The following is a 15,963-nucleotide window of genomic DNA, read 5'->3' on the forward strand; positions in this document are numbered from 1 at the left end:
CAGCCGTTTATCCTGCCTTAATGTGGTTTACCGTATTTCTAAACCAAATTAATTAAGGTTTGTTAATGTTTACTGAAGTTGGTTAAACGTTAATTAAAGGATCTATTTATGTTTCGCAGAGTAACAAAAGCCACATTATCGATTGTTCTACCACTCGCACTTGTATCAACAAATGCATTGGCACATCAACACGGTCATGGTGTAAACGAGCAGCTGAAAGCTGTGGTTGAGGCACGCAGTGATGATGAGAAAGCCAGAGATATGTATCGCCATCCCGCAGAAACGATCGCCTTCTTCAAAATTAAGCCTGGTATGACGGTTGCTGAGGCACTTCCCGGTGGTGGCTGGTACAGCAAAGTATTAGCGCCTTATCTTGGCAAAGAGGGCGCACTACACGGTGTGAATTACGCAGATGATATGTGGGCCCGCTTTGGCTTTTTCAGCGCTGAAGGAATAGCAGAGCGTCAGGCAAGCACTGCTCAATTCCCGTCAATTGTGGCCGAGATTACCGATAACGGTATTGAAAGCTCAGGTTTCACTTTTGCCGATGTGCCGCAAGCGGTTGAGGGTAAAGTAGATAGGGTGTTATTCATAAGAGCACTACACAACCTTGCCCGTTTTGAAGAAGACGCAGGTACACTGACACAAGCTATAGAGGCAACAAAGGCCATGCTAAAACCTGACGGTATGGTGGGAGTGGTTCAACACAGAGCGCCAGAAAGCTTTGACGATGCTAATGCTATGGGAGATAAGGGGTACTTAAAAGAATCATTCATTGTTTCTTTAATGGAAGACGCTGGTTTTACATTGGTTGCCACATCAGACATTAATGCTAATCCAAACGACAAGCCAAGCGAGACTGATATTGTTTGGAGACTCCCTCCAACATTGTTAGGTGCGCAAGACAATCCAGAGCTTCAAGCAAAAATGCAGGCCATTGGTGAGTCAGACCGTATGACCTTACTGTTCGCCCTCAAGTAGTTTATTGTCAACTCAGGCTATCGATTCGCTGCAGTTTTTCAGTAATAGTGTCTTCGGTTTCAACGTGATTGGGATCGAGGACAACGCAGTCTATTGGGCAACAGGCAACGCACTGAGGCTCATCATAGTGACCGATACATTCTGTACATAGGTTTGGGTCTATCTGAAAGTGCGGCTGCTTCAACGATATGGCTAGGTTGGGGCACTCTGGTTCGCACATATCGCAGTTAATACACGCATTGGTTATGGTGTAAGCCATAATTATTTCACTTCTACCGCTAATTCGTGAGGTGCTTCAAATCCACTTCGCGTGTCTTGAGTATGGGGTAGCTGGCGCATAATAATTGTAAAGTCGGTCGAAAGTTCGTTGGGTAATTCAATATAAACCTTGTGTCCACTACCTAAGGCTTCACTAATTACATTGCCATGTTTGTCCCACATCTGAGCGAGCACAATGGTAGTGTTGCCTCGCGGATTCATGATTTCAAGAGTGTCACCAACCACAAATTTGTTTTTGACCTCAATAAAATAGCGACTTTTTTCATGTTTGCTAATGACTTCTCCTACTACTTGTTGGGTCTGACTAGCGGAGTTGGCATTGTCATAATTTTGCATTTCGCTGTGTTTGCGGTGACGCTTCAAGAAGCCGTCGGTATAACCTCGATTGGCTAAATGCTCTAGCTGTACAGATAGGTTGGGGTCGAAGGCTTTGCCTGAGCAAGCGTCTTCTATGGCTTGACGGTATATCTGAGCGGTTCTAGCACAGTAGTAGAAGGATTTAGTACGCCCTTCAATTTTCAGCGAATCTACACCAATATCGACTAATCGTTTTACATGTTCAACAGCACGTAAATCCTTGGAATTGAAAATGTAAGTGCCATGCTCATCTTCGTATGCGGGCATTTGTTCGCCAGGTCGACCCGGCTCCTCGAGTAAAACCATATCGGAAGACGAATCAAACGCGGCTTTTTTCACTAGTGTCCCTAGTAAATCGTCCTCTTTCGCTTGAGAGGGCTCGTACTTCCAACGACAAGCGTTGGTACAAGTACCTTGGTTCGGATCCCGTTTATTAATATAGCCAGAGAGCAAACAGCGTCCAGAATACGCCATACATAAGGCACCATGTACAAAGACTTCGAGCTCCATTTCAGGACAACGCTGCTTGATCTCTTCAATTTCCTCAATGGCCAGTTCACGAGAAAGAATGACTCTTGATATTCCTTGTTGTTGCCAAAATTTGACTGCTGCCCAGTTTACGGTGTTCGCCTGTACCGATAGATGAATATTTAAATCAGGGTGAGCTTCTTTGGCGAGCATAATAAGCCCAGGATCAGACATAATAAAGGCATCGGGATTCAGGGCTGCAACAGGTGCTAGGTCGTCTTTAAAAGTACGCAATTTGCTGTTGTGAGGTGCAATATTGTTTACCACGTAGAACTGTTTGTTAAGTGAGTGTGCCTCGGCAATGGCTTCGCCAAGCTTTTCGTAGGTAAACTCATTATTTCTTACCCGTAACGAATACCTAGGTTGTCCTGCGTAAACTGCATCTGCACCATAAGCGAACGCATATCGCATATTTTTAATCGAGCCAGCAGGAGAAAGCAGTTCAGGTTGTTTGCGCATAAGAGTCTTACCACTAAAAAAACTCTCGCGGAGGTTACCAATACACAAGTCACATTGCTTTGACTAAGATCAAGCTCTAACAGTGTTACCAACTAAACCAGGTTTGAACACCTACGAGGGAAAGCCAGACAATTTTTACTGCACGCCGAAATCCCCTCCATGGGGGCTCGGCTTCGGCATCCATGCCTCAGACGGCTGTAAAAATTGTCTGGCTTTCCCTCTGGAGAATCGATGCGGATTCGGTAAAAACGATCTTGCTTTCGCTTAGATGTATAACTATCAACTTATATCGCGCTTATAGAGGTACTTTAATTTTCAATGGGCCGTTGGGGTTACAGCAGCAGGGGAGGATTTCATCGTCGTCGATGAAAGCGAGTGGATCGGTGGAGTAGGTAACGTCACCGTCTAATAGCTTGGTGCGACAGGCGCCACAAAAGCCTTCTCTACAATGGTAGTGAATGTGAACACCGGCTGATTCTAGGGCTTTTAAGAGATTAGTTTCGGTGGTTGTTGCCAAAGTACCCACATCGACAATGTCGATGTGGATCACCTTATCTTTGTCTGTCATTGGCAGACAGATTACAGCTCGATATCTGCAAAGTCGTCTTCGCTTACTGCTGAATCTATTTGGCCAACAAGGTAAGAGCTAATTTCTGACTCTTGAGGGGCAACCTGTACGTTGTCTGAATTGAGGTAGTTATTCATCCAAGGTAAAGGGTTACTTTCTACGTTGAATGGTGCGTCAAAACCAATCGCAGTCATACGTTGATTAGCGATGTATTCTACGTATTGGCAGAGGATCTCTTTATTTAGTCCCAGCATTGAGCCGTTCTTAAACAAGTAGTCAGCCCATTCTTTTTCCTGAGCAACCGCATTCATAAAGATAGCTTTCGCTTCTTCTTTGCACTCTTCGGCAATCTGCGCCATTTCTGGATCGTCTTTGCCTTTTGCCCACAAGTTAAGTACGTGTTGGGTAGAAGAAAGGTGCAGGTTCTCATCACGTGCAATCAGGCGAATGATTTTAGAGTTCCCTTCCATTAGCTTTCTTTCTGCAAATGCAAAGGTACAAGCAAAGGATACATAGAAACGGATGGCTTCTAGCGCATTTACTGAGTTCATGCACAAATAAAGCTTCTTCTTTAATTCATACATGTTGATGACGTGAGTTTCACCATTAACCGTGTGCTCACCTTCGCCTAGGGTTTGCCATAGCTGTGTGGCGAAAATCAGGTCATCGTAGTACTTAGAGATGTCAGCTGCGCGACGTTTAATCTCATCGTTTACCACAATATCAGCAAAGATATCGCTCGGATCTGAGAATAGATTTCTAAGAATGTGCGTGTATGAACGAGAGTGAATGGTTTCAAAGAAAGACCACGTTTCTACCCATGTCTCTAATTCTGGCAAAGAGATAATCGGCAAGAAAGCGATATTTGGGCTTCGACCTTGTACAGAGTCTAACAGCGTTTGATATTTCAAGTTTGAAATGAATATGTGCTTTTCTGGGTCGGTCAGCTGTTGAAAGTCTACGCGATCGCGGCTCACATCGACTTCTTCTGGGCGCCAAAAAAAGCTGATTTGCTTTTCAATTAACTTTTCGAAAATTGCATGTTTCTGTTGGTCGTATCGAGCAACGTTTACTGGGTTGCCGAAAAACATTGGTTCTACCAATGGATTTGTACTTTGTTGATTAAACGTAGTGTATTTCATGATGGCCTAACTAAAACAATGGCGACAAACGCGTTTATTATTTATGTTCTTACTGTACAAGCTGGAGTAGGGTGCGCGCTAAATCTTGCACGCACCGCCAGCACAATCATCGTCTTCTTCTACAATTACTTCTTCTTGACGAGGCATAGGCTCTTTGGCTTTTGCCGCATCTGCCGCAGAAGCATCTGCAGCGCCATCACGAGTGTTGTGATAGTAAAGTGTTTTTACACCTAGTTTGTAGGTGGTAAGCAAGTCTTTCAATAGCAGCTTCATCGGGACCTTGTTGCCATCGTAGCGACTTGGATCGTAGTTGGTGTTAGCAGAGATAGTTTGGTCGATAAACTTCTGCATAATACCCACAAGCTGCAAGTAACCGTCATTTGAAGGGATATCCCACAACAGCTCGTATTTATCTTTTAACGTTTGATACTCTGGTACTACTTGCTTGAGTACACCGTCTTTACTTGACTTAATACTAATAAAACCACGAGGCGGCTCGATACCGTTAGTTGCATTAGAGATCTGAGAAGACGTCTCCGACGGCATTAGCGCTGATAAGGTAGAATTACGTAGTCCGTGGTCTACGATATCTTTGCGCAAAGCTTCCCAATCATAATGCAAAGGCTCATTACAGATGGCATCCAAATCTTTTTTGTACGTATCGATAGGCAAAATACCATCGGCGTACGTGGTTTCATTAAACTTCGGACAAGCACCTTTTTCTTTCGCTAGATTGTTCGACGCCTTAAGTAGGTAGTACTGAATAGCTTCAAAGGTTCTGTGCACTAAGCCGTTTGCACTGTGATCTGAATATTTAACGCCATTCTTAGCAAGGTAGTAAGCAAAGTTAATAACACCCACACCCAGCGTACGACGACCCATAGTAGCGTTAAACGCCGCAGGAACAGGGTAGTCTTGATAATCCAGTAGGTTATCTAGCGCGCGTACTGCTAAATCTGCAAGTTCTTCAAACTCGTCTAGCGACTTAATTGCACCCAAGTTAAAGGCTGAAAGCGTGCATAGGGCAATTTCGCCTTCTTCGTCGTTAACGTTTTGAAGCGGCTTAGTTGGCAGAGCAATTTCAAGACATAGATTGCTTTGACGTACTGGAGCGACTTCTGGGTTAAACGGGCTATGCGTATTACAGTGATCCACATTTTGAAGGTAAATACGACCGGTGCTTGCACGCTCTTGCATGAACAAGCTGAACAATTCCATTGCTTTCACAGACTTCTTGCGAATTGTCGGATCGTTCTCGTATTGCACGTATAGCTTTTCAAACTCTTCTTGGTTGGCGAAGAATGCATCATAAAGACCAGGTACGTCAGAGGGGCTGAATAAGGTGATATCACCATCCTTCATCATACGCTGATACATTAGCTTGTTGAATTGAACACCGTAGTCCAGGTGTCTTACACGGTTTTCTTCAACACCACGGTTGTTCTTAAGTACAAGAAGTGATTCAACTTCCATGTGCCAAATAGGGTAGAACAGAGTAGCTGCACCACCACGAACACCGCCTTGCGAGCAGCTCTTTACCGCAGTTTGGAAATACTTATAGAACGGGATACAACCTGTGTGGAAAGCTTCACCACCGCGAATAGGGCTTCCTAGCGCACGAATACGTCCAGCATTTACACCGATGCCCGCACGTTGACTCACATACTTAACAATGGCGCTTGATGTTGCATTAATAGAGTCTAGGCTATCACCAGTCTCAATAAGTACACATGAGCTGAACTGGCGAGTAGGGGTACGTACACCAGACATAATTGGTGTGGGTAGTGATAGTTTGAATGTAGACGCAGCGTCGTAGAATCGGCGGATGTAGCTCATGCGCGATTCTTTGGGGTAGTTAGCGAACAAGCACGCAGCAACTAAGATATAAAGGAACTGGGCACTTTCGTAAATTTCACCGGTTACACGGTTTTGTACTAGGTACTTACCCTCTAGTTGTTTGACCGCCGCATAGCTGAAGTTCATATCGCGCCAATGGTCAATGTAGGTGTCCATTTCAGCGAATTCTTCGGCCGTGTAGTCTTCAACCAAATGCTTATCATACTTGCCCATTTCGACCATGCGTGTGACATGATCATAAAGCGCAGGTGGCTCAAATTGTCCATAGGCCTTTTTACGCAAATGGAAAATGGCTAGATGAGCAGCCATGTATTGATAATCCGGAGTTTCGGTAGAAATAAGATCAGCCGCAGACTTGATCAAAGTCTCGTGGATTTCACTGGTATTGATACCGTCGTAAAACTGTATGTGTGCTTTTATCTCAACTTGAGAAACTGACACGTTACTTAAGCCTTTTGCTGCCCAGGTAACTACTTTGTGGATTTTATCGAGGTCGATAGCCTCTTTTTCACCGTTGCGTTTAGTAACTAGTAAATTGTTATTCATTCTAACTGGCCGTTCTATGTAAGCGCTGGTCTTATTTTGTGGGCAACAAACTGCCCGCCCCTTTTAAAGTGTAAAACTGTCTTTTTTATTCTTTAGGTCGCCTTTGCTGCTTGCGTGTAACAAACACACGTAACCGCACTGCCAAAATGTATTCGGCATTAATGCGATCGCATTGATCATAACTTTTCGTTTTGAGGGCGACTGCGGATCTTCGCGGATCCGACAACGTGATAAGCACAAGATAGTGAGGTTTTCGTCTTATTGCAACCCACTATCTGGTGGTTATTCGAGCACTTAAATTGAGTACGGAAATAGGTTAGTGTTGACTCACGTAGGAGCAACGAAAAAACCTGAAACAAAACAAATGCAAGCACTTTGTGTGAAAAGTTATTAATTGAAAATAAATTTTGAATTAAAAAAATTATATCGTTATCACGATATATTGTGGTTAAACATTCGTCTTGGCCCAATATATGGTGAGTTGATGGTTATGACACACTACTGCCTGACGGTGCATAATAAATAGTTAACGTCAACGTTTTTATCTGACAAATAAAACCCTTGCGTCGATGGATCCATGTGTAGCCCAGTAATTGACGTAGCGATTAGATCTGCGGCATCAGTCATTCGAAGCATTTCAGATGGCTTAATGAATTTATTGTGATCGTGCGTGCCCTTGGGAACAAGTTTTAACAGGTTTTCGGCGCCTAAGATCGCAAACAAGTAGGATTTAATATTTCTATTCAATGTCGATAAAAATACATATCCACCAGGCTTTACCATTCTGGCACATGCATTAATCACCGAAGCTGGGTCGGGGACATGTTCTAGCATCTCCATACAGGTCACTACGTCAAAACTCGATTCATTGAGTTCTGCATAAGACTCAGCCGTTGTGCATTTATAGTCAACTTGAACGCCTGATTCTAATCCGTGAAGTTTTGCCACATCAAGAGATGCTTGAGCCATGTCAATACCCGTTACCTGTGCACCAGCTTTAGCCATCGCCTCGGCAAGAATGCCTCCACCACACCCAACATCAATTGTGGTCTTATCAAATAATCCGCCACAATGTTGTTGAATAAAGTCCAATCGCAGTGGGTTTATTTGATGTAAGGGCTTGAATTCTCCTTCGGGATCCCACCAACGAGAGGCGAGTTCGGAAAATTTACTAATTTCGTGTTCATCCACATTTACCATATTTAATCGCTTCCAAATTACCGATTAATCAATGACGCATACGATACCGCAACTATATAGGCTTTCGCATCTGCTAATCGCGTCTCATTCTAGTTTTAAACTATCGTTTGGACGAATTTTAATCGCTTGATAATGAATGGTAAAATCTGCGTAATTAAGTCCTACATTATTGCCTCATCAAGTGATACACTCGGAAGATTATGAACCCCATAATAAACAGTGTGGCGTCACTTGACTTTGTTGGTTACACAACAAACACGGACAGTGCCAGCTACATCCAAATGAAATAATAGGGATTACGTAGTTTATGTCAGATAACGCTAAAGAAATTCTCCCCGTTAATATTGAGGAAGAGTTAAAGAACTCATACCTTGATTATGCGATGAGCGTTATTGTCGGGCGAGCCTTGCCTGATGTTAGGGATGGGCTAAAGCCTGTTCACCGTCGCGTACTTTTCGCGATGAACGAATTAAAAAACGACTTCAACAAGCCGTACAAAAAGTCAGCCCGTGTTGTCGGTGACGTTATCGGTAAATATCACCCTCATGGTGACTCTGCGGTATACGACACAATAGTACGTATGGCTCAGCCATTCTCACTGCGTTACATGTTAGTGGACGGTCAAGGTAACTTTGGCTCTGTTGATGGTGACTCAGCCGCTGCAATGCGTTATACCGAAGTTCGTATGGCTAAAATTGCCCACGAGCTGCTTGCGGATCTCGATAAAGAGACGGTGGACTTCGTTCCTAACTACGACGGTACGGAACAGATCCCTGAAGTATTGCCGACGAAAGTCCCTAATCTATTAGTTAACGGGTCTTCTGGTATTGCCGTTGGTATGGCGACCAATATTCCTCCTCACAACCTCACCGAAGTCATCAATGGTTGTGTCGCTTTAATTGAGAATCCAGAGATCTCTATTGACGATCTCATGACCTATATTCCAGGGCCTGATTTCCCAACGGCAGCTATGATCAGCGGCCGTAAAGGTATTGAAGACGCTTATCGCACAGGGCGTGGGAAAATCTATCTACGCGCTCGTGCCGAGATAGAAACGGAAGACAACGGTAAAGAAACGATTATCGTTAACGAAATTCCGTATCAAGTTAACAAAGCGCGCCTTATCGAAAAGATTGCCGAACTGGTCAAAGAAAAGCGTATCGAAGGCGTTTCAGCACTGCGTGACGAGTCTGATAAAGACGGTATGCGTATTGTTATTGAAGTTAAACGCAACGAATCTGCTGAAGTACTTCTCAACCATCTGTATGCCAATACGCAGTTACAAACTGTGTTTGGTATTAATATGGTTGCGCTAGATAACGGTCAGCCTAAAGTTTTCAATTTAAAAGAAGCTCTCGAGGCCTTTGTTCTTCACCGCCGTGAAGTGGTTACCCGCAGAACAGTATTCGAGCTTCGCAAAGCTCGCGACCGTGCTCACATTCTCGAAGGCTTAGCAATAGCGCTTGCCAACATTGACCCTATCATCGAGCTTATTAAAGCGTCGCCTAGTCCTGCTGATGCGAAAAAAGCATTAGTAGCCCAAGGTTGGCAGTTGGGTGATGTTGCTGAAATGCTTGAACGTGCTGGCGACGATGCTGCACGCCCAGATTGGTTAATGCCAGAATTTGGTATTCGCGACGGTAAGTATTATCTGACTGAGCAACAAGCACAGGCAATTCTAGACCTACGTTTGCATAAGCTTACAGGCCTAGAACACGAAAAGATTCTCGATGAATACAAAGCACTTCTTGAAATCATTGCAGAACTTCTCCACATTCTGAATAGCCCAGCACGTTTGATGGAAGTTATTCGCGAAGAACTAGAAGCGGTTCGCGAAGAGTTTGGCGATGAACGTCGTACCGAAATCACTGCGGCTAGTCATGATATTGATATTGAAGATCTTATCGAGCAAGAAGATGTGGTAGTGACCTTGTCTCGTGAAGGTTATGTGAAGTACCAGAAGCTTACTGATTACGAAGCACAGCGACGTGGTGGTAAAGGTAAATCTGCTACTAAGATGAAGGATGAAGACTTCATCGAAAAACTATTGGTGGCCAACACCCACGATCATATCCTTTGTTTCTCTACACGAGGCCGTTTGTACTGGTTGAAGGTGTATCAATTGCCGTTTGCTAGCCGAAATGCGCGCGGTCGTCCAATCGTGAATATTCTTCCGTTAGAAAACGACGAGCGTATTACCGCTATTCTTCCGATTAAAGAATTCGAAGAAGGTAAATTTGTACTGATGGCGACAGCCAATGGTACGGTGAAGAAAACCGACCTAAGTTCTTATTCACGCCCGCGTGCCAATGGTATTATTGCCGTAAATCTGGCTGAAGGCGATGAGCTTATCGGTGTTGATATCACTCACGGTGATGACGACATCATGTTGTTCTCAGATGAAGGTAAAGTCGTTCGTTTTAACGAGAAACTTCGCGATAGTGAAACCGGTGAAGTTAAGCGTGATCCAGAAACCGGTGAAGAGCTGTTAGCCCTTCGACCTATGGGCCGCACGGCTACTGGCGTACGCGGCATTAAACTGCAAGACGGACAACGAGTGGTATCTTTGATTGTTCCTCGTGGTGACGGTGCAATTCTTACCGCTACAGAGAATGGTTACGGTAAACGCACACCATTAGACGATTATCCTGCGAAGAGCCGAGCAACCCAAGGGGTTGTATCAATTAAGGTGTCTGAGCGTAACGGTAAAGTTGTTGGCGCCGTTCAAGTTGACGAAAATAACGAAATCATGCTTATCAGCGACCAAGGCACATTGGTTCGCACACGCGTAGGCGAGGTATCTGTGGTTGGACGTAACACCCAAGGTGTACGTTTAATCCGTACCGCAGAAGATGAGCATGTTGTTGGGTTACAACGTATCGAAGAAGTTGAGAGCGATGAAATCGAACTTGATGAAGACGGTAATCCGATAGTGCAAGAAGCCGAAACAGCGCAAGAAGAAAACGCTGCGACAGACAGCGACGGCGCTACGACAGAAGAGTAGGGATAGCGCCTGAAAAATTACTCAGGCACTTTCATGTTTCTCTTATTCAAGCGGCTTTATGCCGCTTGTTATATTTATAGGTGTTGAAAAATCCAAATGAACCAAGTGTTTAACTTTTGTGCTGGCCCAGCAATGCTGCCTCAGCCTGTTATGCAAAAAGCACAAGCAGAGTTCACCAATTGGCGGGACTCTGGCTGCTCTGTGATGGAAGTCAGCCACCGAGGTAAAGACTTTATTGAAATTGCTGCGAAGGCAGAGCAAGATCTACGGGATCTTCTGAATGTACCGTCTAACTATCATGTGTTGTTTACACATGGGGGTGGTCGTGGACAATTTGCTGCAGTTCCTCTTAATCTTTCTCAAGCTTCAGATACCAGCTTGCATCTAGTAAGCGGCTCATGGTCTAAAGGCGCAGTGGCTGAAGCAAGCAAGTATAATAAGCCAGTAGTGGTTGGCGAATTATCTGAGAAAGACGGTTTACAGTATGTCGCTAAGCCCGTTTTAGATAACACCACTTCTGGTGCTGCTTACTATCATTTTTGTCCGAACGAAACAGTAGACGGTATTGGTTTTGATTGGTTGCCAGAAAGTGGTGATATTCCACTAGTGGCAGATATGTCATCGACCATATTATCTCATCCCCTTGATGTGGCAAAATATGGCGTTATTTATGCTGGGGCTCAAAAGAATATTGGTCCTTCTGGCTTGTCAGTCGTCATTGTTCGCGATGATTTAGTGGGCAATGCAAGGCAAGAAACCCCCTCAATTTTCGATTATGCATTAGCTGCGAAAAGCGACTCGATGTATAACACGCCACCTACCTTTTCTTGGTATCTTGCAGGTTTAGTGTTTGAGTGGTTAAAAGATCAAGGCGGTTTAACCGCGATGGCGGCAAAGAACGATGCAAAAGCAGCGCTACTATACAGCGCGATCGATAGCTCAGATTTTTACGCCAGCCGCGTACACCCTGACAATCGTTCAAAAATGAACGTCCCTTTCCAACTTGCAGATGCTTCTCTTGATGCTTTGTTTTTAGAGAAAGCAGAAGAGGCTGGTTTACGTGCGCTCAAAGGCCACCGTATGGTGGGTGGAATGCGAGCAAGCATCTACAATGCTATGCCTATCGATGGTGTAAAAGCCTTGGTAGCCTTTATGCAGGAATTTGAGCGAGTAAACGGGTAGTACTATGGAACAATTAACTTTATCTCCCATTCAAAAAGTGAATGGTGAAGTCAACGTGCCTGGCTCAAAGAGTTTGTCTAATCGTGCTTTGTTACTAGCCGCGTTAGCGGAAGGTGAAACTGAGCTTACCAATTTGCTCGACAGCGATGATATTCGTCACATGCTGGATGCACTCACAACATTAGGTGTGTCTTACACCCTAAGTGAATGTAAAACTCGTTGCACGGTTGTTGGTTTAGGCGGGCGTTTTTCCGTTGATGAACCTATTTCTTTGTTTTTGGGCAACGCCGGTACCGCTATGCGACCACTGTGTGCTGCACTGGCACTGAGTGATGTCAATGTAACACTCACTGGTGAACCGCGTATGGAAGAGCGTCCTATTGGCGATTTGGTTGATTCTCTGCGCGAAGCTAATGCCGATATTACTTATTTAAAAAATGACGGCTTTCCTCCACTCGAAATCAATGGGAGCGCGCTTACTGGTTGTAAAATGTCAGTTGATGGCAGCGTTTCGAGTCAGTTTTTAACCGCTTTATTGATGGCCGCCCCTTTGTTTGAAGGTGACGTGACAATTGAAATTAAGGGCGAGCTAGTATCTAAGCCTTACATTGATATTACGTTAGATACCATGAAAAAATTTGGTGTTAGCGTAGTCAACAAAAGCTATCAAACCTTTGTTGTGACTGATGACCAACGCTATGCAGCTCCAGGCAAATTCCTCGTTGAGGGTGATGCGTCCTCAGCGTCTTATTTCTTGGCGGCTGGTGCTATAAAAGGTGGCACGGTGAGAGTGACAGGTATCGGTAAAAACAGTATCCAAGGCGACATTCGTTTTGCTGATGTATTAGAGGCTATGGGTGCCACTATAAATTGGCATGACGAATACGTCGAAGTTGTTGGAGCTCCGCTCAAAGGTGTGGATATGGACATGAACCATATTCCTGATGCAGCAATGACTATAGCAACAACTGCTCTGTTTGCAGAAGGTCCAACGTGTATTCGCAATATTTATAACTGGCGTGTTAAGGAAACTGATCGCCTTTACGCGATGAGCACTGAGTTGAAAAAGCTGGGTGTAGAAGTAGAAGAGGGTCATGACTACATAAAAGTGTGGCCGTCGGAATCGCTCAATCATGCAGAGATAGACACCTACAACGATCACCGAGTTGCGATGTGTTTTTCCCTTGTTGCATTAAGCGATACATCGGTAACGATTAACGACCCTGGCTGTACCAGAAAGACATTTCCTGATTACTTCGAGCGTTTTTCTACACTCTACTGAGCCTAATCATTTAGCGTCTTAATTCTTACAATAAGCAATGCTTCGATGTTTGTGGCATTGCTTATCTGTTATTAACGCGTATAATTGCGCGCGATTTTTTTAACATTTTATCTTCTGGAGCAGGTATGCATTCCACACCCGTTGTCACGGTTGACGGCCCAAGTGGCGCTGGTAAAGGCACATTAAGTAGCTTGCTAGCAAAACAATTAGGATGGCAATTCTTAGACAGTGGAGCGATTTATCGCGTTTTAGCCGTTGCGTCGTTACATCACAATCTTCCAAGCGATGACGAAGAAAGCATCGTGCCGCTTGCTACAGGGCTTGACGTTAGCTTTGATACCTCAGAAGGAGGCACACGAATCATCCTTGAGGGTGAAGATGTTACCGATGATATTCGCACAGAAGAAGTAGGAAGTGTTGCTTCACAAATCGCTGCATTACCTCGTGTACGCGAAGCATTACTTCGACGTCAAAGAGCGTTTCAGCAAGACCCTGGTCTAGTCGCAGACGGTCGCGATATGGGGACCGTCGTTTTTACAGATGCACCGGTGAAAATATTCTTGACAGCAAGCCCTGAAGCTAGAGCAGAAAGGCGCTACGCTCAGTTGAAAGCGAAAGGCATGGATGTTAATATTGCGCGCCTTTTAACCGATATCAAAGCAAGAGACGAGCGCGACACCAATCGTGCGGTAGCTCCATTGGTACCGGCAGAAGATGCTGTAGTAATTGATTCTACAGGCTTGGATATAAACCAAGTCTTTGAAAAAGCGATGGAAGTTATCAATTCTAGGCTCTAGAAAAGAGAACTTTTTATCGTAGTGACTACCTTAGGAAGAGGTAGTAATTGTTAATAACCCCACGTTAACCGGAATGAAGCGTGGATATCAACTTATCTAATTTGAACTTATGACTGAAAATTTTGCACAACTTTTTGAAGAAAGCTTACAAGAACTAGAAACACGCCCAGGTTCTATTGTAAAAGGTACTGTTGTTTCTATCGACAAAGACATCGTTCTTGTTGACGCTGGCTTGAAATCAGAAAGTGCTATCCCAGCTGACCAATTCAAAAACGCCGAAGGCGAACTAGAAATCGAAATTGGCGATCAAGTAGACGTAGCTCTTGACGCTGTTGAAGACGGTTTCGGTGAAACTATTCTTTCTCGCGAAAAAGCGAAGCGCCACGAAGCGTGGGTTGAGCTGGAAAAAGCGTACGAAGACAAGGCAACTATCAAAGGTATTATTAACGGTAAGGTTAAAGGCGGTTTCACTGTTGAAGTTAACAGTGTACGTGCATTCCTACCTGGTTCTTTGGTTGATGTTCGCCCAGTACGCGACACTACTCACCTTGAAGGTAAAGAGCTTGAGTTTAAAGTTATCAAGCTTGATGCGAAGCGCAACAACGTTGTTGTTTCTCGTCGTGCTGTTATCGAAGCAGAGAGCAGTGCAGAGCGTGAAACGCTTCTTGCTAACCTTGAAGAAGGTCACGAAATCAAAGGTATCGTTAAGAACCTTACCGATTACGGTGCGTTCGTTGACTTGGGTGGCGTAGATGGTCTTCTACACATCACAGATATGGCTTGGAAGCGCGTTAAGCACCCAAGTGAAATCGTAAACGTTGGTGACGAAATCAACGTTAAAGTACTTAAGTTCGACAAAGACAAGCAACGTGTTTCTCTAGGCATGAAGCAAATGGGCAACGATCCATGGCAAGAAATTGCTAACCGTTACCCAGAAGGTACTAAGATCAACGGTCAAGTTACTAATCTTACTGACTACGGCTGCTTCGTTGAAATCGAAGACGGTGTTGAAGGTCTTGTACACGTTTCTGAAATGGATTGGACTAACAAGAACATCCACCCATCTAAGGTTGTTAACCTAGGTGACACAGTTGACGTTATGGTTCTAGAAATTGACGAAGAGCGTCGTCGTATTTCTCTAGGTCTTAAGCAGTGCATCGACAACCCTTGGGAAACTTTCGCTAAGTCACACGAAAAAGGTGACAAAGTGTCTGGTAAGATCAAGTCAATCACTGACTTTGGTATCTTCATCGGCCTTGACGGCGGAATCGACGGTCTTGTTCACCTTTCTGACATCAGCTGGAACAAAACTGGTGAAGACGCAGTTCGCGACTACAAGAAAGGCGACGAAATCTCTGCAGTTGTACTACAAGTCGACCCAGAGCGTGAGCGTATTTCACTAGGTGTTAAGCAAATCGAAGAAGATCCTTTCAACAAGTATCTGACAGATAACAAGAAAGGTGCTATCGTTACTGGTACAGTAACTGCAGTTGACGCTAAAGGTGTTACTGTAAACCTAGCTGAAGAAGTTGACGGCTACATCCGTGTTGCAGACTTGTCTCGTGACCGTGTTGAAGACGCAACAGAAATCGCTAGCGAAGGTGATAGCATCGAAGCGAAATTTATGGGCGTTGACCGTAAGAATCGCGTAGTTAACCTGTCTGTTAAAGCGAAAGATCAGGCTGACGAGAAAGAAGCTATCGACAAAGTTAACCAACAAGAAGATGTTGGTTTCGCTAACGCGATGGCAGAAGCATTTAAAGCTGCTAAAGGCGAGTAAT

General features: G+C 44.4%; 12 protein-coding genes. 6 read left to right on the forward strand and 6 right to left on the reverse strand.

From position 1 onward, the window contains the following. The first annotated feature begins 108 nt into the window (after positions 1 to 108). Positions 109 to 981, forward strand: coding sequence for a class I SAM-dependent methyltransferase (locus EYS00_RS06340; protein WP_130635726.1), 873 nt, complete (start codon positions 109 to 111; stop codon positions 979 to 981). A 7-nt stretch (positions 982 to 988) separates the two neighbouring features. On the opposite strand, the gene EYS00_RS06345 is transcribed toward EYS00_RS06340, so the two are convergent. The 6 genes from EYS00_RS06345 to ubiG all read right to left on the reverse strand — a co-directional run bounded on the left by EYS00_RS06345 (position 989) and on the right by ubiG (position 7,917). After that, complete coding sequence (locus EYS00_RS06345) at positions 989 to 1,240, reverse strand: YfhL family 4Fe-4S dicluster ferredoxin (RefSeq protein ID WP_130635727.1); 252 nt, start codon at positions 1,238 to 1,240, stop codon at positions 989 to 991. Between the two features lie 2 nt (positions 1,241 to 1,242). Further along, entirely contained in the window at positions 1,243 to 2,604 is a 1,362-nt protein-coding gene (gene yegQ / locus EYS00_RS06350) for a tRNA 5-hydroxyuridine modification protein YegQ (RefSeq protein WP_130635728.1), read from the reverse strand. Between the two features lie 295 nt (positions 2,605 to 2,899). Beyond that, positions 2,900 to 3,172 (reverse strand): class I ribonucleotide reductase maintenance protein YfaE, encoded by a 273-nt coding sequence (gene yfaE, locus EYS00_RS06355; protein ID WP_130635729.1) that lies wholly within the window; start codon positions 3,170 to 3,172, stop codon positions 2,900 to 2,902. Positions 3,173 to 3,183: 11 nt separating this feature from the next. After that, positions 3,184 to 4,314, reverse strand: coding sequence for a class Ia ribonucleoside-diphosphate reductase subunit beta (gene nrdB / locus EYS00_RS06360; RefSeq protein ID WP_130635730.1), 1,131 nt, complete (start codon positions 4,312 to 4,314; stop codon positions 3,184 to 3,186). 78 nt (positions 4,315 to 4,392) lie between these two features. After that, entirely contained in the window at positions 4,393 to 6,717 is a 2,325-nt protein-coding gene (gene nrdA, locus EYS00_RS06365; RefSeq protein ID WP_130635731.1) for a class 1a ribonucleoside-diphosphate reductase subunit alpha, read from the reverse strand. Between the two features lie 498 nt (positions 6,718 to 7,215). Continuing rightward, complete coding sequence (gene ubiG, locus EYS00_RS06370) at positions 7,216 to 7,917, reverse strand: bifunctional 2-polyprenyl-6-hydroxyphenol methylase/3-demethylubiquinol 3-O-methyltransferase UbiG (protein WP_130635732.1); 702 nt, start codon at positions 7,915 to 7,917, stop codon at positions 7,216 to 7,218. A 307-nt stretch (positions 7,918 to 8,224) separates the two neighbouring features. Between ubiG and gyrA the strand changes: the two genes are divergently transcribed. The 5 genes from gyrA (at position 8,225) to rpsA (ending at position 15,962) form a co-directional block, all read left to right on the forward strand. Then, positions 8,225 to 10,921 (forward strand): DNA topoisomerase (ATP-hydrolyzing) subunit A, encoded by a 2,697-nt coding sequence (gene gyrA / locus EYS00_RS06375; RefSeq protein ID WP_130635733.1) that lies wholly within the window; start codon positions 8,225 to 8,227, stop codon positions 10,919 to 10,921. Between the two features lie 96 nt (positions 10,922 to 11,017). Then, complete coding sequence (gene serC / locus EYS00_RS06380) at positions 11,018 to 12,103, forward strand: 3-phosphoserine/phosphohydroxythreonine transaminase (RefSeq protein ID WP_130635734.1); 1,086 nt, start codon at positions 11,018 to 11,020, stop codon at positions 12,101 to 12,103. A 4-nt stretch (positions 12,104 to 12,107) separates the two neighbouring features. After that, entirely contained in the window at positions 12,108 to 13,385 is a 1,278-nt protein-coding gene (gene aroA / locus EYS00_RS06385) for a 3-phosphoshikimate 1-carboxyvinyltransferase (protein ID WP_130635735.1), read from the forward strand. A gap of 125 nt (positions 13,386 to 13,510) precedes the next feature. Beyond that, on the forward strand, positions 13,511 to 14,182 hold the full coding sequence (gene cmk, locus EYS00_RS06390; RefSeq protein ID WP_130635736.1) for a (d)CMP kinase: 672 nt from the start codon (positions 13,511 to 13,513) through the stop codon (positions 14,180 to 14,182). Between the two features lie 109 nt (positions 14,183 to 14,291). Next, positions 14,292 to 15,962: a 30S ribosomal protein S1 gene (gene rpsA, locus EYS00_RS06395; protein WP_130635737.1), complete on the forward strand. Its 1,671-nt coding sequence runs from the start codon at positions 14,292 to 14,294 to the stop codon at positions 15,960 to 15,962. Position 15,963 lies beyond the last annotated feature (1 nt).

The sequence above is a fragment of the Alteromonas sp. KUL49 genome (genome assembly GCF_006538345.1).
In the GTDB taxonomy this organism is placed as follows: domain Bacteria; phylum Pseudomonadota; class Gammaproteobacteria; order Enterobacterales; family Alteromonadaceae; genus Alteromonas.

Bases quoted from the DNA above. Each gene is read 5' to 3' on its own strand.
- EYS00_RS06340 (WP_130635726.1), top strand. From the start codon at position 109: ATGTTTCGCAGAGTAACAAAAGCCACATTATCGATTGTTCTACCACTC.
- EYS00_RS06345 (WP_130635727.1), bottom strand. From the start codon at position 1,240: ATGGCTTACACCATAACCAATGCGTGTATTAACTGCGATATGTGCGAA.
- yegQ (WP_130635728.1), bottom strand. From the start codon at position 2,604: ATGCGCAAACAACCTGAACTGCTTTCTCCTGCTGGCTCGATTAAAAAT.
- yfaE (WP_130635729.1), bottom strand. From the start codon at position 3,172: ATGACAGACAAAGATAAGGTGATCCACATCGACATTGTCGATGTGGGT.
- nrdB (WP_130635730.1), bottom strand. From the start codon at position 4,314: ATGAAATACACTACGTTTAATCAACAAAGTACAAATCCATTGGTAGAA.
- nrdA (WP_130635731.1), bottom strand. From the start codon at position 6,717: ATGAATAACAATTTACTAGTTACTAAACGCAACGGTGAAAAAGAGGCT.
- ubiG (WP_130635732.1), bottom strand. From the start codon at position 7,917: ATGGTAAATGTGGATGAACACGAAATTAGTAAATTTTCCGAACTCGCC.
- gyrA (WP_130635733.1), top strand. From the start codon at position 8,225: ATGTCAGATAACGCTAAAGAAATTCTCCCCGTTAATATTGAGGAAGAG.
- serC (WP_130635734.1), top strand. From the start codon at position 11,018: ATGAACCAAGTGTTTAACTTTTGTGCTGGCCCAGCAATGCTGCCTCAG.
- aroA (WP_130635735.1), top strand. From the start codon at position 12,108: ATGGAACAATTAACTTTATCTCCCATTCAAAAAGTGAATGGTGAAGTC.
- cmk (WP_130635736.1), top strand. From the start codon at position 13,511: ATGCATTCCACACCCGTTGTCACGGTTGACGGCCCAAGTGGCGCTGGT.
- rpsA (WP_130635737.1), top strand. From the start codon at position 14,292: ATGACTGAAAATTTTGCACAACTTTTTGAAGAAAGCTTACAAGAACTA.